Source organism: Noviluteimonas lactosilytica, from assembly GCF_020866925.1.
In the GTDB taxonomy this organism is placed as follows: domain Bacteria; phylum Pseudomonadota; class Gammaproteobacteria; order Xanthomonadales; family Xanthomonadaceae; genus Noviluteimonas; species Noviluteimonas lactosilytica.
In genome coordinates this window covers 262,553-282,124 of the sequence record NZ_JAJGAK010000003.1, presented here as the reverse complement: position 1 = coordinate 282,124, position 19,572 = coordinate 262,553, and the positions used below count along the sequence as shown (strand labels likewise).

Annotated in this window: 19 protein-coding genes and 1 riboswitch; of the genes, 6 read left to right on the top strand and 13 right to left on the bottom strand. The window is 67.7% G+C overall.

The window, feature by feature from the left end:
- Positions 1 to 2 precede the first annotated feature (2 nt).
- From LK996_RS13260 to ahcY, 5 genes are all read right to left on the bottom strand, one after another.
- Positions 3 to 920, bottom strand: a complete 918-nt coding sequence (locus LK996_RS13260; RefSeq protein ID WP_230527836.1) for a branched-chain amino acid transaminase — start codon at positions 918 to 920, stop codon at positions 3 to 5.
- Between the two features lie 45 nt (positions 921 to 965).
- Positions 966 to 1,559: a DUF4124 domain-containing protein gene (locus LK996_RS13255; RefSeq protein ID WP_230527835.1), complete on the bottom strand. Its 594-nt coding sequence runs from the start codon at positions 1,557 to 1,559 to the stop codon at positions 966 to 968.
- Positions 1,560 to 1,617: 58 nt separating this feature from the next.
- A complete protein-coding gene (locus LK996_RS13250) occupies positions 1,618 to 2,274 on the bottom strand; it encodes a hypothetical protein (RefSeq protein ID WP_230527834.1) in 657 nt (218 codons plus the stop codon).
- Positions 2,275 to 2,368: 94 nt separating this feature from the next.
- A complete protein-coding gene (gene metF, locus LK996_RS13245; protein ID WP_230527833.1) occupies positions 2,369 to 3,202 on the bottom strand; it encodes a methylenetetrahydrofolate reductase [NAD(P)H] in 834 nt (277 codons plus the stop codon).
- Between the two features lie 62 nt (positions 3,203 to 3,264).
- A complete protein-coding gene (ahcY, locus tag LK996_RS13240; RefSeq protein WP_230527832.1) occupies positions 3,265 to 4,686 on the bottom strand; it encodes an adenosylhomocysteinase in 1,422 nt (473 codons plus the stop codon).
- 48 nt (positions 4,687 to 4,734) lie between these two features.
- A riboswitch (S-adenosyl-L-homocysteine riboswitch) is annotated at positions 4,735 to 4,811 on the bottom strand.
- Positions 4,812 to 4,874: 63 nt separating this feature from the next.
- Here ahcY and LK996_RS13235 point away from each other — a divergent pair.
- Entirely contained in the window at positions 4,875 to 6,026 is a 1,152-nt protein-coding gene (locus tag LK996_RS13235) for a GSU2403 family nucleotidyltransferase fold protein (protein WP_230527831.1), read from the top strand.
- Between the two features lie 33 nt (positions 6,027 to 6,059).
- On the opposite strand, the gene metK is transcribed toward LK996_RS13235, so the two are convergent.
- Positions 6,060 to 7,286, bottom strand: a complete 1,227-nt coding sequence (gene metK, locus LK996_RS13230) for a methionine adenosyltransferase (RefSeq protein ID WP_230527830.1) — start codon at positions 7,284 to 7,286, stop codon at positions 6,060 to 6,062.
- A 101-nt stretch (positions 7,287 to 7,387) separates the two neighbouring features.
- Between metK and LK996_RS13225 the strand changes: the two genes are divergently transcribed.
- The gene (locus LK996_RS13225) at positions 7,388 to 8,404 is read left to right on the top strand and encodes a metal-dependent hydrolase (protein WP_230527829.1); all 1,017 of its coding nucleotides are present in this window, start codon (positions 7,388 to 7,390) and stop codon (positions 8,402 to 8,404) included.
- Between the two features lie 241 nt (positions 8,405 to 8,645).
- Here the strand turns inward: LK996_RS13225 and dusB are convergent, their stop codons facing one another.
- The 4 genes from dusB to LK996_RS13205 form a co-directional block, all read right to left on the bottom strand.
- Entirely contained in the window at positions 8,646 to 9,644 is a 999-nt protein-coding gene (gene dusB, locus LK996_RS13220) for a tRNA dihydrouridine synthase DusB (protein WP_230527828.1), read from the bottom strand.
- Between the two features lie 39 nt (positions 9,645 to 9,683).
- The gene (locus LK996_RS13215; RefSeq protein WP_230527827.1) at positions 9,684 to 10,634 is read right to left on the bottom strand and encodes a ribokinase; all 951 of its coding nucleotides are present in this window, start codon (positions 10,632 to 10,634) and stop codon (positions 9,684 to 9,686) included.
- Positions 10,635 to 10,639: 5 nt separating this feature from the next.
- Positions 10,640 to 11,938: a NupC/NupG family nucleoside CNT transporter gene (locus LK996_RS13210; protein WP_230527826.1), complete on the bottom strand. Its 1,299-nt coding sequence runs from the start codon at positions 11,936 to 11,938 to the stop codon at positions 10,640 to 10,642.
- A 120-nt stretch (positions 11,939 to 12,058) separates the two neighbouring features.
- Complete coding sequence (locus LK996_RS13205; protein ID WP_230527825.1) at positions 12,059 to 13,198, bottom strand: GGDEF domain-containing protein; 1,140 nt, start codon at positions 13,196 to 13,198, stop codon at positions 12,059 to 12,061.
- A gap of 86 nt (positions 13,199 to 13,284) precedes the next feature.
- Between LK996_RS13205 and LK996_RS13200 the strand changes: the two genes are divergently transcribed.
- Complete coding sequence (locus tag LK996_RS13200) at positions 13,285 to 14,256, top strand: potassium channel beta subunit family protein (protein WP_230527824.1); 972 nt, start codon at positions 13,285 to 13,287, stop codon at positions 14,254 to 14,256.
- 3 nt (positions 14,257 to 14,259) lie between these two features.
- On the opposite strand, the gene LK996_RS13195 is transcribed toward LK996_RS13200, so the two are convergent.
- The 3 genes from LK996_RS13195 to LK996_RS13185 form a co-directional block, all read right to left on the bottom strand.
- Positions 14,260 to 15,516 (bottom strand): PDZ domain-containing protein, encoded by a 1,257-nt coding sequence (locus LK996_RS13195; protein ID WP_230527823.1) that lies wholly within the window; start codon positions 15,514 to 15,516, stop codon positions 14,260 to 14,262.
- 85 nt (positions 15,517 to 15,601) lie between these two features.
- Positions 15,602 to 16,207 carry a hypothetical protein gene (locus tag LK996_RS13190; RefSeq protein ID WP_230527822.1) on the bottom strand — a complete coding sequence of 202 codons (606 nt, stop codon included), beginning with the start codon at positions 16,205 to 16,207 and terminating at the stop codon, positions 15,602 to 15,604.
- The gene (locus tag LK996_RS13185) at positions 16,200 to 16,793 is read right to left on the bottom strand and encodes an RNA polymerase sigma factor (protein ID WP_230527821.1); all 594 of its coding nucleotides are present in this window, start codon (positions 16,791 to 16,793) and stop codon (positions 16,200 to 16,202) included. Before LK996_RS13185 ends, LK996_RS13190 begins: the two co-directional genes overlap by 8 nt.
- Positions 16,794 to 16,891: 98 nt before the next feature.
- Here LK996_RS13185 and LK996_RS13180 point away from each other — a divergent pair, with 98 nt between their 5' ends.
- From LK996_RS13180 to gcvT, 3 genes are all read left to right on the top strand, one after another.
- Positions 16,892 to 17,860: an SPFH domain-containing protein gene (locus LK996_RS13180; protein ID WP_230527820.1), complete on the top strand. Its 969-nt coding sequence runs from the start codon at positions 16,892 to 16,894 to the stop codon at positions 17,858 to 17,860.
- Between the two features lie 3 nt (positions 17,861 to 17,863).
- Positions 17,864 to 18,316 (top strand): NfeD family protein, encoded by a 453-nt coding sequence (locus tag LK996_RS13175; RefSeq protein WP_230527819.1) that lies wholly within the window; start codon positions 17,864 to 17,866, stop codon positions 18,314 to 18,316.
- Between the two features lie 83 nt (positions 18,317 to 18,399).
- Positions 18,400 to 19,506, top strand: coding sequence for a glycine cleavage system aminomethyltransferase GcvT (gene gcvT / locus LK996_RS13170; RefSeq protein ID WP_230527818.1), 1,107 nt, complete (start codon positions 18,400 to 18,402; stop codon positions 19,504 to 19,506).
- Positions 19,507 to 19,572 lie beyond the last annotated feature (66 nt).

The window sequence follows — 19,572 nt, the reverse complement described above, 5'->3', positions numbered from 1 at the left end:
CGTCAGACGCGCTCGAGCCAGTTGTACTTGTCGGCGGTCTTGCCGCTGAACAACCCGAAGAACAACTCCTGGATGCGCTTGGTCATCGGACCGGCGCGACCTGCGCCGACCTGGCGGCCGTCGACCGAACGGATCGGCGTGATTTCCGCCGCCGTGCCGCACATGAAGAGCTCATCGCACAGGTAGAGGTATTCGCGCGGGATGTCGCGTTCGACGACGGTGATGCCGTTGTCCTTCGCGAGCGTGATGATCGAATTGCGCGTGATGCCGTTGAGCAGCGCCGCGCTCACTGGCGTGGTGTGCAACTCGCCGTTGAACACGAGGAACAGGTTCTCGCCCGCGCCTTCGCTGAGCAGGCCGGTGGAGGCCAGCGCGATGCCTTCGCCGAAGCCGAGGCGACGCGCTTCGCGCGCGACCAACTGGCCCGACAGATAGTTGCCGCCGGCCTTCGCGCCCGCGGGAATGGTGTTCGGCGCGAAACGCTGCCAGCTCGACACGCACGCGTCGATGCCTTCCTCGAGCACGCCGTCGCCGAGATACGCACCCATTTGCCACGCCGCGACCGCGACATCGGTCGGCGTGTCGGCCGACAGGCCGAAACCACCGAGCCCACGGAACGCGACGGGGCGCAGGTACGCCTTGCCCAGCGCGTTGGCCTTGAGCACTTCGCGGCACGCGGCGTTGATCTGCTCGACCGAGTACGGCATCGGCATCTCGTAGATGCGCGCCGACGCCATCAGGCGACGGTTGTGGTCGGTGAGGCGGAAGATCGCCGGGCCGTCGGGCGTGTCGTAGCTGCGGAGGCCTTCGAACACCGACGAGCCATAGTGGATCGCGTGCGCCATGACGTGCGTGGTGGCTTCGGCCCAGGGCTTGATGGCGCCGTTGTGCCAAATCCATTCGGGGTAGCGCATCGTCATGCGGGCTCTCTCGCGTGCGTGGGGAGCCGACGATTGTAAGCGACGCTAGAGCGAGACCCACCAGCAACCGAAATGACGATGCAGGCCCAGCGTGGTCGACAGCGGCGAGATGCTGTTGGGCCGGGTCTGTTCCAGGCGCAATCCGACCGGCGGTCGGCGCACGGTGGTGCGCGCGACGCCGGCGTCGCCGGTGATCGCGGAGCCCGCGGTCGCCTCGGGTTGTTGGTCGGAGGGCTGCACGGGCGTGATGTCGAGCAGCGGCCGGTGCGCGATCTGGTCCAGGCGATCCATCACCGCCACCGCGCCCTCATCCGATACGCCGACCCAGTGGTAGATCCCCGACAGCCGGTTGGCATCGGCCGAATCGATCGCACTGCGCAGTTCGAACGCAAGGTCCTGCAGCGTGCGCTGGCAACCGCCGCTGGACTTGCGGTCGCCGGCCGAGGCGATGCGTGCGCCGGTCGAAGGAGCCGCGGGCTGCTGCCGAGGCACCGCACCGAGCGCTTCGCATTTCTGGTCGGTGTAGAGCGGGCGGCCGTCGGGCGTCGTGCACACGTGCACCTGCGCGAACGCGAAGCGCGGGAGCGCGCAAGTCGCGAACAGCAACAGCAGTGCCACGTGGATGCGTCGACCGGCCATCGCGCAAGCCTAACGCCCGCGAGCGCGCGCAAGAACCCCGCGCAACGTGCGATGCGTCCTAAAACCGCACGAACCAGCAGCCGGCGTAGCGCTGGACATCGAAGTCCTCGATCCGCGCCGAGGCCCCGTCGCCGAAGGTCAGCTGCATCACGCCGCCTGAGGCGACCTGTGTCGCATCGCCGCCGTCGGCGCTCGCGATCCAGCCGCCGCCGATGTCGTAGTAATGCGCGTCGACCAGCGGCTGGCGCATGAGCTTCTGCAATCGCGTCATCGTCGCCTGTGCGCCGCGATGCGACATGCCGACCCAGTGGAAGCTTTCGGCGACGCGATTGACGTCGCCGAGCGCGAACGCGCCGCGCAGGTCCATCGCCAGTTGGGTCGGCGTGCGCGCGCAACCGCCGCTCGCATGGCGACGGCCGATCGCTTCGCGCGCGGCGCGCATCGTGCCCGTGTCGAGTTGCAGGTACGAAACTTCGACGCCGCTGACGCGCGCTTCGGTCGCCTGTTCGCGCACCAGGCGCGTGGCGAGATCGCCGCGCATCGGCACGGTGCGTGCGCCGATGCTGCGGCAAGGCTTGTCGGTGTAAAGCGTGCTGCCGTCGCGCGCGACGCACTGCTGGATCGTCGGCGGCGCCGCGTGCGCGCGCTGCGCCACAAGCGACGACACGGCCGCCAGCATCGCAACCACGGAAGCAGCAATGAGCGAACGATGCATGGCGGCAGTGCGCGCTTGGGGACGCGCACAGCTTCGGTTCGCCTGCGTCAACGCACCGTGGCTGAACACGGTGCGTCGCTGAATCCTTACAAACTCAACGCAGAAATTCGAGCACGTTCAGCGTCGGCTTCGACAGGTTGAGCGTGTAGAAATGCAAACCCGGCGCGCCACCGTCCATGAGGCGTGAACACAGGTTGGCGACGAACTCCGCCGCGAACGCACGGATGCTGTCCGTGTCGTCGCCATAGGCCTGCATGCGCTTGCCGATCCAGCGCGGAATCTCCGCACCGCACGCTTCCGAGAAGCGGCGCAGCTGGGTGAAGTTCGAGATCGGCATGATGCCCGGCACGATCGGGATCGAGATCCCCATCCTGCGTGCGTCGTCGACGAAGCGGAAATACGCATCGGCGTTGTAGAAGTACTGCGTGATCGCGCCGTCCGCGCCCGCGTCGGCCTTCGCCTTGAAGTGGCGCATGTCGGCGAACGCGTCTTCCGCCTGCGGATGCATCTCCGGATAGCAGCCGACTTCGATGTGGAAGAAGCCGTCGTGCTCGTCGCGGATGAACTGCACCAGCTCCGAGGCGTAGTGGAAGTCGCCGAAGCGCGCCATGCCCGAGGGCAGGTCGCCGCGCAACGCGACGATGCGCTTGCAACCGAGCGCGCGGTACAGCTTGAGCAGCGAGCGCAGTTCCTCGCGCGTACCGCCCATGCAGGACACGTGCGGCGCCGCGTCCAGGCCGTGCTTCTCGTGCAGGCGCTGCACGGTTTCGGGTGTGTAGGACAACGTCGATCCGCCCGCGCCGAAGGTGCAGGACACGTATTCCGGCGACTGGCCCTTCAACCGGGCCGCGGTGCGGTCCAGTTGTTCGCGCTGGTCGTCGGTCTTGGGCGGGTAGAACTCGAAGGAGATCGGGACGCGCAGGGCCATGCGGGAATCCGTGTTCCGAAGGTGGAAACGAAGCGGGCGGCCGGAGCCGCCCGCCGCATCACTCAGTAGCGATAGTGCTCGGGCTTGTACGGGCCCTCGATCGCGACGCCGAGGTAGTCCGCCTGGTCCTTCGTCAGCGTGGTGAGCTTCACGCCGATCTTCTCCAGGTGCAGACGCGCGACTTCTTCATCGAGGTGCTTCGGCAGGCGATACACCGTCTTCTCGTACGTGTCCTTGTTCGCCCACAGGTCGATCTGCGCGAGCGTCTGGTTGGAGAACGAGTTCGACATGACGAAGCTCGGGTGGCCGGTGGCGCAGCCGAGGTTCACCAGGCGGCCTTCGGCCAGCAGGAAGATCGAGCTGCCGTTGCCGAACGTGTACTTGTCGACCTGCGGCTTGATGTTCGTGCGCTTGGCGCCCGAACCGGCGAGCGCATCGACCTGGATCTCGTTGTCGAAGTGGCCGATGTTGCACACGATCGCCTGGTCCTTCATCGCCTGCATGTGCGCGAGCGTGATGACGTCCTTGTTGCCGGTCGTGGTGACGTAGATGTCGCCGCGGCCGAGCGTGCTTTCGATCGTGTTGACTTCGAAGCCTTCCATCGCCGCCTGCAGCGCGCAGATCGGGTCGATCTCGGTGACGACGACGCGCGCGCCGTACGCACGCAGCGAATGCGCCGAACCCTTGCCGACGTCGCCATAACCGCACACCACCGCGACCTTGCCGGCGAGCATCACGTCCATCGCGCGCTTCAGGCCGTCGGCCAGCGATTCGCGGCAGCCGTAGAGGTTGTCGAACTTCGACTTGGTGACCGAGTCGTTGACGTTGATCGCGGGCACCAGCAGCTTGCCCTGTTCGGCGATCTGGTAGAGGCGGTGCACGCCGGTGGTCGTCTCTTCGGAGACGCCCTTCCAGTCCTTCACCACGTTGGTCCAGAAGCCCGGGCGTTCCTTCGCGACGCGCTTGAGCAGGTTCTTGATGATCTGCTCTTCGTGCGAAGCCGACTCGGTGTTCACCCAGTCCGAACCCTGTTCCAGCTCGTAGCCCTTGTGGATCAGCAACGTCACGTCGCCGCCGTCGTCGACGACGAGCTCCGGACCCTTGCCGCCCGGGAACGTCACCGCATCGAGCGTGCAGTCCCAGTATTCCTCGAGCGTTTCGCCCTTCCACGCGAACACCGGCGTACCGCTGGCGGCGATCGCGGCGGCGGCGTGGTCCTGCGTCGAGAAGATGTTGCACGAGGCCCAGCGCACGTCGGCGCCGATGTCCTTCAGCGTTTCGATGAGGACGGCCGTCTGGATGGTCATGTGCAGCGAACCGGTCACGCGCACGCCCTTCAGCGGCTTGGCGGCGGCGTGCTTGCGGCGGATGGACATCAGGCCCGGCATCTCGTGCTCGGCGATGTCGATTTCCTTGCGGCCCCAGTCGGCGAGCGAGATGTCGGCGACCTTGTAATCGTGGGCAGGCTTCACTTGTGCGTTCATGGCGTTTGCTCCGGTTGCCTCCACCTCCGATGGACGTGGAGGGAGGTTGTTCACCGGGCGCCGTTCTTCGTTCGATTCGCCGAGCCTGATTCCGGAAGACCGGACTTGCAGCGCCCCTCGGCGAGAGGTGCGCATTCTATGACAAGTGCTGCCTCTACCTCTATCGCGATAGAGGGATGAATAGCCGCTTGCTGACGCTGAAGTTATACCACTCGTTTTTTTCTGGTGGTATAACTCGCCGGAAACAGGGGGCAACCATGAAGCTCAGCCGTGAATTACCGGTGTCTGCGCAGACAGCCTATGCGGAACTGCAGGAGCTCGCCCAGGTCGCCGAGGCATCGCGTTCCCCGGCTTTCCTGACCGGCAAGATCGCCTACAAGACCGTCAAGGGTTCGCGTTACGCCTACTGGGCCTTCAAGGAATTCGACGGGCGCAAGCGCGAGTATTACCTCGGCCCCGATGGTCCTGCGATCGCAGCGATCGAACGCGCGCGCGCTGAAGGCGCGCCCGCACTCGACGCGCTCGCGCGTCAAGCCGCTGCCGCGACTGCGCAGGGCTGCGCGGTAACACCGCCCAAGCACTTCCGTATCGTGAAGCGCTTGGCCGACTACCAATTCTTCCGGGCTGGCGGGCTGATGATCGGCACGCACGCCTTTGTCGCGATGGGCAATCTGCTCGGCGTAGCGTGGGGAAGCGGCACGCGCACGCTCGACCTGGAATTCGCGCATGCAGGACCGGGTGGCAATGTCGACGTCGCACTTCCCGCCGACCTGCACGCCAATGCGAACGACGCGCTGTCGTCGCTCGAAATGGGATTCCTGCCGTCGCTGGGTGGAAGCAAGGGGTTGGCGAGCCAGTACTACAGCGACAAGGAGCCCGACCTGCGCGTGGATTTCCTCACGCCGGCACGCCGCGGACAAAGCGACGTGCAGGCGAAGGAACTTGGCATTGCGCTCACGCCGCTGAAGTTCCTCGACTATCTGATCGAGCGTCCAGGCCAGGCCGTCGTGCTCGACCGCGCCGACGCGGCGCTGGTCAACCTGCCGGATCCGGCGCGCTACGGACTGCACAAACTCATCGTCGCATTCGAGCGCGGCGCAAAGGATCGCAAGCACGACAAGGACGTGTTGCAGGCACTCGCGCTGATCGAGTGGCACCTGGAGCGCGCACCACATGCGTTGCGCGACGCGTGGGAAGATCTGGCGAACAAGGGGAGCGGCTGGACGAAGCGAGCGAAGGCTTCGCTGGCGACAACGCCGGCCCTGCATCGCGACATCCTCGATCGATTCGAGCGCGAAATCGTCGGAACGCAAAAGGCAAAAAAGAAAACGGGCCCCTGAGGGCCCGTTTCATTTCGCGGTTGCAGTGCGGCCTTACTTCTTCAGGCCCGCATCCTTACGCAGGTCGTCGGCCTTGTCCGTCTTCTCCCACGAGAAGGCGGTGGCCTTGTGCTTCTTGCCGGCGGCGTCGACGTATTCCACTTCTTTCGGCTTGCGGCCGAAGTGGCCGTACGAGGCGGTCGCCTGGTACACCGGGTGGATCAGGTCGAGCATCTTCACGATGCCGTACGGACGCAGGTCGAAGTGCTTGCGGATCAGCTTCTCGATCTTGTCGTCGGAGATCTTGCCGGTGCCGAACGTGGTGACCGAGATCGAAGTCGGTTCCGCTACGCCGATCGCGTAGGAGACCTGCACTTCGCACTTGTCGGCCAGGCCCGCGGCGACGATGTTCTTCGCGACGTAACGCGCGGCGTACGCGGCCGAGCGGTCGACCTTCGACGGATCCTTGCCCGAGAACGCGCCGCCGCCGTGGCGGGCCATGCCGCCGTAGCTGTCGACGATGATCTTGCGGCCGGTCAGGCCGCAGTCGCCCACGGGACCACCGATCACGAAGATGCCGGTCGGGTTGATGTGCACCTTGTTCTTCGGGAGCTTGTCGAGCCAGTTCTTCGGCAGCACCGGCTTGAGGATGTGCTCGTACACGCCCTCGACGAGGTCCTTCTGCTTGATGCCCGGATCGTGCTGCGTCGAGAGCACGACCGCGTCGAGGCCGGCGATCTTGTCGCCTTCATAGCGCAGCGTGACCTGCGACTTCGCATCGGGGCGCAGCCACGGCAGCTTGCTGTTCTTCGCCTTGCGCACCTTCGCCTGCTGTTCGACGAGGCGATGCGAGTAGTAGATCGGCGCGGGCATGAATTCCGGCGCTTCGTTGCAGGCATAGCCGAACATCAGGCCCTGGTCGCCAGCGCCCTGTTCTTCCGGCTTCTTGCGATCCACGCCCGCGGCGATATCCGGCGACTGCTTGCCGAGCATGTTGATGATCGCGCAGGTGTGGCCGTCGAAGCCGACGTCGGAGTTGTTGTAGCCGATGTCGTTGATGACCTTGCGCGCGAGTCCTTCGATGTCGACCCACGCGGTGGTCGTGACTTCGCCGGCGACGATGGCCGCGCCGGTCTTCACCATGGTTTCGCAGGCCACGCGCGCGCGCTTGTCCTGGGCGAGGATGGCGTCGAGGACCGCGTCCGAGATCTGGTCGGCGATCTTGTCCGGGTGGCCTTCCGACACCGATTCGGAGGTGAAGAGGTAGCTGGAGCTGGTCATCGGATCTTATATCCTTTGATTCGGATGAAAGGATGGCCGGGTATTGTACAGGCCGCCGGCAGGATTGCGCATCTTGCGCCTTCGGGATGGCAAATTGGGGTATGGACTCGTTCACCCATCTCTTCATCGGCGGCGCCATCGCGGCCGCCATCGCGCCCGCCGGCCATCGCCGGGCCGCGATCCTGGCCGGCGCCGCGCTCAACACGCTGCCCGATCTCGACGTGCTGCCGCTGCTGCTGAGCGACGACCCGATCGTCCGCATGACCTGGCATCGCGCGGCCACGCATTCGCTGCTCGTGCTGCCGCTCGTGGCGCTGGCGTTGTGGGCGTGGTTCCGCTCGCGGGGCGGGCGCGTGGCGCAGGCGCCGCGTGCGTGGTTCTGGATCTTCCAGGCGTGCCTGCTTTCGCATCCGCTGTTCGACGCCTTCACCATCTACGGCACGCAGTTGTTCTGGCCGTTGCCGGTGCCGCCGACGATGTGGTCGAGCGTCTTCATCATCGACCCGCTGATCACCTTGCCGCTGGTCCTCGGGTGCGTCGTCGCCGCATGGCTCGGTGCGCGACCCGGCGCGAAGCGCGCGGTGGTGGCGTCGCTCGCCTTCGTCGGCGTGTACCTGGGCTGGTCGCTGGTGGCGAAGTCGATCGTCGAGCGCGAGGCCGAGCGCTCGCTCGCCGCGATCGGGCTCGCCGATGCGCCGCGCTTCACCGTGCCGATGCCGTTCAACACGTTGTTGTGGCGCGTCGTCGCGATGACGCCGGACGGGTTCGTCGAAGGCGAGCGTTCGATCGTCGCCGATCGCGGGCCGATCCGCTTCACGCATCATCCCTCGGATATCGAGGCGCTCGATGCAGTGCGCGGGCAACCGCAGGTCGCGCGCCTGTTGTGGTTCAACCATCACTTCACGAAGGCGCAGGTGCGCGACGGGCAGCTCGTGCTCACCGACCTGCGCATGGGCGCGGAACCGGATTACAGCTTTCGTTTCGCGGTGGCCGAACACGACGGGGAAGGATGGCGTCCGATCCCCGCACGGCAGCTGGAGTGGCCGTGGGAGGCCTCGCGCCGGCTCGGCGCGATGTGGACGCGCATCTGGCATGCCCCCGCGGACCCCGGCCTGTAGGCGCAACGTTTCCTTTTGATGCCGATGCGCCGGGGTGGCAGAGACTTCGCCGGGTCGGCGGGATGGATCGCGCAGACATCGCGGTGGAGGGTTTTGCAGACTCGCGCCGTGGTGATCGTCGTGTGCAGCAGCCCGTCGTGAGACGCGCCGACGCACAATTCCCCTGCAAAGACCTGTGACTCCAAGATGTATCGGACGTCGCGCACGACGCCACCACATTCGCTGATGAACAACCGCGTGATCAGGCCGCGACGGGCAACCCGGTCGGCACGCCCGCGATCAGCGCATCGAAGTAATCCTTCGTCAATGCGAGCTGCATCTCCGCGGTCTCAGCGCGGTTGACGACGTGGCGGAACGCGTGGTTCTCCGGTCGATCCTTGGCATACCACCCCAAATGCTTGCGTGCGATGCGCACGCCCGACAGCTCGCCGTAGAACGCATGCAGCGCCTGCAGGTGGCCGAGCAACACGTCGCGTACTTCTACGAGCGATGGCGGCGCGAGTCGCTCGCCGGTCGCGAGGTAATGCGCGACTTCGCGGAAGATCCACGGCCGACCCTGCGCCGCGCGACCGATCATCACCGCATCGCAGCCCGTCGCCGCGAGCACGTGCGCGGCCTTCTCCGGCGAATCGACATCGCCGTTGGCGATCACGGGGATCGACAGCATCGCCTTGATCTCCGCGATGGTGTCGTACTCCGCGACGCCGCCGTATTGCTGGTCGCGCGTGCGGCCATGCACCGCGAGCGCCGCGATGCCGCTGTCCTGCGCGATGCGCGCGATCGTCGGCGCATTGCGGCGATCGGCGGCCCACCCCGTGCGGATCTTCAGCGTCACCGGCACGTCGACCGCGGCGACCACCGCTTCGAGGATGCGCGCGACCAGGCCTTCGTCGCGCATCAGCGCCGAGCCCGCCCACGCGTTGCACACCTTCTTCGCCGGGCACCCCATGTTGATGTCGATGAGCTGCGCGCCGTGGTCGACGTTGTGACGCGCGGCCTCGGCCATCACTTCCGGCACCGTGCCGGCGATCTGCACGCTGATCGGCGCAGGCTCGCCGTCGTGGTCCATGCGATGCAGGGACTTCGCGGTCTTCCAGAAGCGCGGGTCCGACGTCGTCATCTCCGACACGCACAGGCCCGCGCCCAGCTGCTTGCACAACACGCGGAACGGTTTATCCGTCACGCCGGCCATGGGCGCGAGGATGACTTTCGGGGTGACGGCGTGCGGTCCGATCTGCATGACGGGGCGGATTTTAGCGCGTGGCGCCGCCGCGAGACGTCACGCGCCGAGCGGCGCCAGCCTCGGCATCGACGTCGCCGCGCCGGCGACTTCGGTCGATCGCGCCGCGTAACGCGCGGCGAAGCGCACGTGTTCGGCGAAGGGCTGGTCGAGTTGCGAGATCGAAGCGGCGAGCGCGCCGCTGAACGCATCGCCGGCGCCGGTCGTGTCGATCGGCGTCGCGGGGTAGGCGGGGACGCTGTACATCGCGACCGCATCGCCGCGCAGTGCATCGGAGGGATGCGAAACGAATGCGCCAGCCGCGCCGAGCGTCACTACCACCGTGCCGTGCGGCAACAGGCGGCGGCAGTGCGCGTGCAGCGTCGCGTCGTCGGTGTTCACGACGGCGTCGGGCGCGATCGTCGTGCCGCCATGCGTGGCGAGCAGGGCGGCGAATTCGGTTTCGTTGGGCGTGAGGATGTCGGCGAGCGCGAGCAGGTCGGCGTCGACGTCCGCGTTCACGGGCGCGGGATTGAGCATCGTGGTCGCACCGACTTCGCGGCCGATGCGCAACGCGGCCGTGACCGCCTCCGCCGGCGATTCGCGCTGCACGAGCACCACGCGCGCCTGCGCGAGCACGACCCATTGCGATTGCACGAAGCTGTCGCGCAGGTCGCCGTTCGCGCCGCCGCCGATCACGATCGCGTTGCGGCCGTGTGCGTCGACGTAGATGCCGGCGGTGCCGGTCGCATGCTCGCTGCGCTGGTCCACGAGCGCGATGCCGTCGGCGTCGGCGAGTGCGCGCGCGAGTTGCGCGCCGACGTCGTCGCCGAGCGCGCAGAGGAAGCTCGTCGACGCGCCCGCGCGTGCGGAGGCGATCGCCTGGTTGAAGCCCTTGCCGCCGGGGCCGGTCGAATACGTGCCGATGCGCGTTTCGCCGTGCTGCGGCAACACGTCGCAGCGCCACACGTGGTCGACGTTGAACGAACCGACGACGGCGACGTCCGGCATGCGGGTCAGCTTCCGAGGAACGTGAGCACGCCCGCGATCGTCGCGGTCATGAAGGTCGCGATCGAACCGCCGAGCACCGCGCGAAGCCCGAAGCGCGCGAGGTCGCCGCGGCGTTCCGGCGCGAGGCCGCCGATGCCGCCGATCTGGATCGCGATCGAGGAGAAGTTCGCGAAGCCGCACAGCGCATACGTCGCGATCAGCTTGCCCTGGTCGGTGAGGACGACGCCCGCGACCTTGCCGTTCACGATGTCGGCCAGTTGCAGGTACGCGACGAACTCGTTGATGACGATCTTCTGGCCGATCAGCGAACCCACCGTCGTCGCATCGGCCCACGGCACGCCGATCACCCACGCGATCGGCGACATGACGTAGCCGAGGATCGTCGCGATGTCGGTGGGCCGGCCGAGCATGGCCTGCAGGCCGGTGGCCTCGCCGATCCAGGTCAGCGGCCAATTGATCAGCGCGATCAACGCGATGAAGGCGAGCAGCATCGCGCCGATGTTCAGCGCCAGGCGCAGGCCGTCGCCGGCGCCCGCGGCCGCCGCGTCGATGACGTTGCTCGCGGTCTTCTCGACTTCCATCTTCACCGTGCCGCGCGTGAGCGGCGCACCGGTTTCGGGGATGAGGATCTTGGCGATGACGAGCGTGGCGGGCGCGGCCATGATCGAAGCGGCCAGCAGGTGCTTGGCGTAGAACGCGCCCTGCACCGGGTCGCCGCCGCCGAGCATGCCGACGTACGCGGCGAGCACGCCGCCGGCGATGTGCGCCATGCCGCCGATCATCATCGTGATCAGTTCCGACTCGGTCATGCGCGGGATGTACGGACGCACCGTCAGCGGCGCTTCGGTCTGGCCGATGAAGACGCTCGCGCACACCGAGGTCGTCTCCGCGCCCGACACGCGCATCACCTTGGTGATGCCCCACGCCATGCCGCGCACGACCGCCTGCATCACGCCGAGGTGGTAGAGCACGCCCATCAGCGAGGCGAAGAAGATGATCGTCGGCAGCACCTGGAAGGCGAAGATGAACCCGAACTTCGAGGTGTCCATCAACGAGCCGAAGATGAACTTGGATCCCTCGCCGACGAACGCGAGGATCGCGACGAACCCGTCGCCCAGGCCCTGGAAGACGGTGCGCGCGCCGGGCACCAGCAACACGAGCGCCGCGAAGCCGATCTGCAGCGCAACGCCCGTGAGCACCAGGCGCCAGTCGACCGCCTTCTTGTTGTTCGAGAACAGCCATGCGATGCCCACGAGCACCGCGAGGCCGAACAGGCCGAAGCCGATCCGGGCCAATGCTTCCATCTGATGAAACCCCCATGGCCGTCTCGGCCGACGGCGCATCTTGGGGCAGGGGGTGCGGGCGGGCAACCGAAACGGCCCGCCTCGCGCGTTCAGGAAGCCGAAGCTATCGGCGCGAAGTCCTCACGCGTCGCGCGCGAGCACTCTGTTGCGGCCCGCGGCCTTGGCCGAATTGAGGCGCAGGTCGGCGCGCCGCAGCAGTCCCGACAGGTCGCTGGCTTCGTGCGGGAAGCTCGCGACGCCGGCGCTGAAGGTGACGAGGATCGGATCGGCGCCCTGGTCGGGCACGAAGCGCCGCGAGAACAACGCGCGGCGCAAACCATCGACGCGTTCCCACGAAGTCCCGAGCGGCTTGCGCAACACGAGCACGAATTCCTCGCCGCCCAGGCGCGCGAACCATTCGCCTTCCTCCATCGAATCGCGCACGAGGTCGACCACGTGCAACAGCGCGCGATCGCCCGCGTGATGACCGATCTCGTCGTTGATGCGCTTGAAGTGGTCGAGGTCGATGAGCGCCACGCACAGGCTCACGCCGTCGCGGCGCGCGGCGTCGAGCAGGCGCGGGAAGCGATGCAGCAGCCACGTGCGGTTCGGCAGCGAGGTCAGACCGTCGGTGCCCGACATCTCCACCAGGCGCTGCATGCGATAGACGACCACCGCGGTGATCAGGGTGGACGCCACGAGCAGCACCATGCGCTGCAACTGGTTGCCCAGCGTCACCGTGCCGTAGTCGCTGGAGACCAGTTGGTCGGGCGTGGCGATCGCGAACACGCCGGCGGTGAGCAGCGCGTACTCCACCAGGGCGAGGGCGCCGACGAACAACGTCACGCGACCGTCGTTGCGCAGCGCGGTCAGCGCGATCGCGAGCAGGTAGCCGCACCACACGATCATGCTGTTGAGGCCGGAGGGCAGGTGGTTCCAGGCGAGCAGCAGGAGCACCAGCGTCGTCGCGGTGACGTCGAACGCGCCCGAGGCGAACGGCAGCCAGCGGAATCGCCGTCCGTGCCGCGCCAGCGCGAGCCACAACTGCGAGAACACGTTGACGAACACCGCGCCGGCGAGGCCGATGAGCGTTTCGCTGAACTGCCCGCCGGTCATCGCGTTGGCGAGCGGCAACAGGAGCAGCATCGCGGCGACCGCGACGCGCAGGCGCGCGACGAGCAACTCGCCGCCCGCACCGACTTCGAGCATCACTTCGTCGGGCCGCGAGACGAGTTGTTCGAGCATCTCGCTGAAACGGCGGCCGGCTGTCGTCGAACGCATCCTGCTCCCCTTCTTCCCCGGCGCGAGGATACACCGCAAACAAAAGTCGTATCCTCGACCGCCCCGTGTCCTGAACAGGTGCATCGATGCAGTACCGCCGCCTCGGCGCTTCCGGCCTGCAACTCTCCGCGCTGTCCTTCGGCGCATGGGTGACCTTCGGCAACCAGGTCGGGCGAGGGGAGGCGCGCGAACTGCTCGCCGCGGCCTGGGACCACGGCATCAACTTCTTCGACAACGCCGAGACCTACGCCAACGGCGAGGCCGAGCGGGTGATGGGCGACGCGCTCGCCGACCTGCGCCTGCCGCGCGACAGCTGGTGCGTGTCGAGCAAGGTGTACTTCGGCGCGGTCGATCGCCCGGCGCCGACGCAACGCGGCCTGTCGCGCAAGCACGTGCACGACGCCTGCCACGAAGCGTTGCGTCGCCTGCGCGTGGATTACCTCGACCTGTTCTTCTGCCATCGCCCCGATCCGGACACGCCGATCGCGGAAACGGTGTGGGCGATGGACACGCTCGTGCGCCAGGGCAAGGTGCTGTACTGGGGCACGTCGGAATGGCCGGCGCAGGCGATCCGCGAAGCGCACAAGGTCGCGCGCGCGCACCACCTGGTCGCGCCGACGATGGAGCAGCCGCAGTACAACCTGCTGCATCGCGAACGCGTCGAACTCGAATACGCGCCGCTGTATTCGGAACTCGGCCTCGGCACCACGATCTGGTCGCCGCTCGCCTCCGGCCTGCTGACGGGCAAGTACAACAAGGGCGTGCCGGTGGATTCGCGGCTCGCCCAAGGCAGCTATGCGTGGCTGCGCGACGCATTGCTGAGCGATCCGGAAGCGAAGCGCGTCGAACGCGCGCAACGCTTCACGAAGGTGGCCGAGGAACTCGGCGTTGCGCCCGCGCCGCTGGCGATCGCGTGGTGCCTGCACAATCCGCACGTGTCGACCGTGATGCTGGGCGCGACCAAGGTCGCGCAACTGCTGCAGAACCTCGAAGCGCTCGACCTGGCCGAACGCTTCGACGATGCGACGTGGTCGCGGCTCGAGGCCGCGACCTCGTAAGCGTTACTTCGCGTCGACCTTCTCGATCGTTTCGATGCGAACGTTGCGGATCACGTCCGCGCCGTCCTCGGTCGTCCACGAGTACGACCCTTCCGCCGGCGGCAGCGTTTCGACGAGTTCGATCTCCGCGCCGTTGCCCGCGGTGTATGCGTACGCGATGCGCGCGTCCTTGAACGTCGTGACCTTGCCGTCGTCGTCGATGAACGCCGCGGCCGGTGCCGGGGGCGGGGCCGGCGGTGCGGGCGGCGCCTTCATGCGCGGCAGCGACGGCGGCGCCGGCGGCGCGGGCGGAGGCGGCGGCACCATGAAGACGCCGGCTTCCGGCACCTTCACGCGCGTGCTTGCAGTGCGCTTGTCGCGCAGGTATTCGACGAGCGCCATCTGGTTGGCGTCCTTCGCGCGCAACGCATCCATCGCTTCGCGCGGCGTGCCGACGGTCTTGCCGTCGATCTTCTGGATGACGTCGCCGGCCTGCAGGCCTTCGAGTTCCTTGCCGGCGCTGATGACCAGCACGCCGCGGTCGGTGCCGAAGTAGCGACCGAGCTTCGCATCGACGGACGCGAGGTTGAGGCCGCTCCAGCGGAAGGCTTCGGCCATCATCGGGACCTTGCAATCCTTGCCCCTGCACGGCCCCTGGATGCGCACGATTTCCTGGCGCAGGCCGTCGTCGACGCCTGGCACCTGGATGCGACGGATGCCGGGGCCGCCTTCGCCCGGTGCGCCGACCCAGAACACGTTCTGTTCGAGCTTCGGCGTGACGTTGGTGCTCGCTGTCTTGCCGGCGCGCACGTAGTCGATGCGCACGGGCTTGCCTTCGCCGAGGCCGGCGAACAACTTGCGCGCGTTCGCGAGGCGCAGGTCGCCGCTGTTGCCGAGCACCTGCGTGCCGCCGACCGCGGTGATGCGATCGCCCGGTTTGAGGCCGGCCTTCGCCGCGCCGCTGTCCGGCGTCACGCCGGCCACGCGCACGCCGCCCTGCGCATCCGGCGCGAGCACGACGCCGATCACCGGCTTGTTCGCCATGTGGCGCTGGAACACGTGCACGTCCCGGACTTCTTCGCCGTACTTCACCTGCAGTTCGGCGTAGCGCTTCGCGGCGCGCTCCATGTCCTTGCGCGCGGTTTCGAGCTGCGCCTGCTCCGCGGCGTCGGGCTTCACCGACACCTTCACCTTCGGCGCAGGGGTCTGCGCGGCGGCGGTGCCGGCCAGCGCGAGTGCGATGCAGGCGCCGAGCAGCGCGGTGGAACGAGTGGTCTTCATGCGGTCCTCAGGGGTTGCGTGTGTGGGTCCGATGGCATGGATGTGGCGGTGCGTGAAAGCGTCGCAGGCCATGCCCGGGAAAAATTCAATCGACCTGCACGAGTGCGCCGTCGTAGCGTTCGCCGTTCGCGGCGAGCCAGCGGCGCGTCGATTCGAAGCTCACCGCCGAGCGCAGTGTGTCGACGCGCGCGCGCCACAGCGCGAGCTGGCGCGTCGGATCCAGGCCGGGCTCGCGAAGCTGCGCATCGATGCGCGCAAGTTCGTTGTCGAGGTCGGCGCCGACTTCGATCGCCGCACCCGTCGCGACGTTCTCGTCGCGCGCCAGGGCAAGCAGGCCTTCGAGTTGCGCGGACTGCGCGTACAGCGTTTCGAGCGAATCGCCGGCGGGCGTCGGCGCTTGCGTCGATGTCGACGTCGACGTCGACGTCGCCGATGCGACCTGCACCCCTCGCGCATCGACGGAGGCGGGCGTCGCGGGATCGAGCATGCGCAGCGGCACCACCACCGCAAGCGCGAGCGCCGCGGCGATGGCGATGCGCGCGATCCACGGCGATGCCTTGCGCGATGCAGGCATGCGCGCGGCGATGTCGGCCCACGCGTCGGTTTCGGGGCGTTCGAGCGGCATGGCGGCGAACGCGGCGTTCCAGTCGCCGGGCACGCGGCCGTCGTGGTTGCGGGTGTCGTCAGGCATGGAGATCCTCCTCGATCGCGAGCGCGGTCCGGAGCTTCCGGGTGCCGCGCGCGAGTTGCGATTTCGAAAAACTGGGGGTGCGTTGCATGAGGCCGGCGATCTCCTCGTGCGTGTAACCCTCGGCGTGATAGAGCCACAGCACGCTGCGCGTCGCCGCGGGCAGGTTCGCCATCGCGCGTTGCAGCAGCGCGGCGTCGGCCGCGGCGGGCGGGGGCGGCGCCGTGTCCTCGGAGAAGACGTCGGTGTCGTCGATGCCGACCTCCTGCGCCAGGCGCTTGTCGCGGCGCAGGCGCATCAGCGCTTCGTTGATCGCGATCTGCCGCAGCCAGCCCCAGAACGGGCTGCCGTTGCTGCCGCGGAACTCGCCGATGCGGCCGATCACCTTGAGCATCGTCTCCTGCAACACGTCGCGCGCCTCCTCCCGGTCGCCGCCGATGCGCAGCGCCAGGGTGAACACCGGACGCTCGAACCAACGGTAGAGCTGTTCGAACGCCGCGCGATCCCCGGCCCGTGCCCGGGCGAGCAGGGCGTCGGGGACGTCGATGGCGAAACTCGATCGCGCGGGATTCGGGGGTTGGTCGGTCATCTGACAGACGTGGATGCCGGAGGGCGGGAAAGCGTCGCAATGCCGGTGGCACGGACCGACCCTATACTCCGGCCAGACATGGAATGGGGAGCGTCGCGATGTCGTTGAGCTGGATCCTGAGCGCGGTAGTCGTCTTTTTCGGCCTGGTGATGGTGATGAAGGCCGTCCGCATGGTGCCGCAGGGCTTCGAGTGGACCGTCGAAGCCTTCGGCCGCTACACCCACACGCTGTCGCCCGGCCTGCACTTCCTGGTGCCGGTCTACCAGGGCATCGGGCGCAAGATCAACATGATGGAACAGGTGATGGACGTGCCGAGCCAGGACGTCATCACCAAGGACAACGCGGTCGTGAAGGTCGACGGCATCGTGTTCTTCCAGGTGCTCGACGCGGCGAAGGCCGCCTACGAAGTCGCGCAACTCGAAGTCGCGATCCTCAACCTGGTGATGACCAACATCCGTACCGCGATCGGTTCGATGGACCTCGACGAGTCGCTGTCCAAGCGCGACGAGATCAACGCGAAGGTGCTGGTGGCCGTCGACCAGGCGACCCATCCGTGGGGCGTCAAGGTCAACCGCATCGAGTTGAAGGACATCCAGCCGCCGCGCGACCTCGTCGACTCGATGGCGCGCCAGATGAAGGCCGAGCGCGAGAAGCGCGCGAACATCCTGGAAGCCGAAGGCCATCGCGCCTCCGAGATCCTGCGCGCCGAAGGCGACAAGCAGGCCGCGATCCTCGAAGCCGAAGGCCAGAAGGAAGCCGCGTTCCGCCAGGCCGAAGCGCGCGAGCGACTTGCCGAAGCCGAAGCGAAGGCGACGCAAATGGTCTCGGACGCGATCGCGGGCGGCAACGTCAACGCGATCAACTACTTCGTCGCGCAGAAATACATCGAGGCGTTCAAGTCGCTGGCCGAGGCGCCGAACCAGAAGTTCGTGCTGATGCCGATGGAGTCGGCGGGCGTGATCGGTTCGATCGGCGGCATCGCGGAACTCGCGCGCGAAGCGTTCGAACGCCAGGCCCCGCGCGTCGCTGCACCGGCCGCCGGCGCTTCGCCGCGCACGGGAGGCTGACCCATGCGCGGCGACGTGTTCTGGTGGGCGGCGATCGCGCTGCTGCTGTTCGCGGGCGAGGTGCTGGCGCCCGGCGCCTTCATGTTGTGGCTCGGCTTCGCGGCGACCGCGGTGCTGCTCATCGTGCTCGTGGTGCCCGGGCTGTCGGTGCTCGTGCAGGCGTGCCTGTTTGCGGCGCTCGCCTTCGTCTCGATCTTCGTGTGGCGGCGCTGGTTCCGCGGCAGGCGCGCACTCGCGGGCGGCGACCCGATCCTCAACCGCCGCACGGCCGCGCTGATCGGTCGCGTGGTCCCGCTCGACCGCGCGATCGTCGACGGCCACGGGCGCGTGCAGATCGCCGATGCGTTCTGGGACGTCTCCGGCCCCGACCTGCCCGCGGGCACGCCGGTCCGCGTGGTCTCGGCCGACGGCATGACGCTGCGCGTGGACGCGGTGCGGGGCGACGCGGCCGGCTGAGTGCGGGCCGGCTGAGCTTGGCGGTAGTGCGATAATCGCGGGCTTCCGGCCGCCCCACGCGGCCTTCGCTTTCGGAGCACGCGATGACGAGCAAGACCATCCTCAACGACACCCACCGCGCGCTCGGCGCAAAGATGGTCGACTTCGGCGGCTGGGACATGCCGTTGCATTACGGCTCGCAGGTGGACGAACACCACCTCGTGCGCCAGGACGCCGGCATGTTCGACGTCTCGCACATGACGGTCGTCGACCTGAAGGGCGAACGCGTGCGCGACTTCCTGCGCAACCTCGTCGCCAACTCGGTCGACAAGCTCAAGGCGCCGGGCAAGGCGCTGTACACGGCGATGCTCAATCCGCAGGGCGGCGTGATCGACGACCTGATCGTGTACTTCATGGGCGAGCAGTGGTTCCGCCTCGTCGTCAACGCGGCGACGCGCGACAAGGACCTGCAGTGGATCGGCCAGGAAGCGAAGGCGTTCGACGTCGCTGTCGTCGAGCGCCCCGAACTCGGCATCGTCGCCGTGCAGGGTCCGACCGCGCGCGAGCGCGTGCTCGGCCTGCTCGACGCGGCGTCGGCGGAAAAAGCCGGCAAGCTCGCGCGCTTCGCCGCTGCCGAAGCGACGTCGAAGGACGGCGTGCCGCTGTTCGTCGCGCGCACGGGTTACACCGGCGAAGACGGCTTCGAGATCCTCGTGCCGCAGGAACGCACGGTCGGGTTCTGGAACGCGTTGCTCGACGCCGGCGTGAAGCCCGCGGGCCTCGGCGCGCGCGACACGCTGCGCCTGGAAGCGGGCATGAATCTCTACGGCCAGGACATGGACGACACCGTCACGCCGTTCGAAGCGGCGCTCGCCTGGACCGTCGCGCTCGACGAAGGCCGCGACTTCACCGGCCGTGCCGCGCTCGAAGCGCAGAAAGCAAACGGCGTGCCGCGACAGATGATCGGCCTGGTGATGGACGAGAAGGGCGTGCTGCGCCACGGACAGAAGGTGCTGACGCCGCACGGCGAAGGCGAGATCCTGTCGGGCACGTTCTCGCCGACGCTCGGCAAGGCGATCGCCTTCGCGCGCGTCCCGGCCGGCGACCTCGAAGGCGCCGCCGTGCGCGTCGACATCCGCGGCCGCGAAGTGCCGGTGCGCATCGTGAAGTTCCCCTTCGTGCGCGACGGCAAGCCGCAGCCCGGCATCTGATTGCGCCCGAAGAAATCTGATTAGAATCTGCCCACCCCAACCCCACGAACGACGCAGCACGGAGCA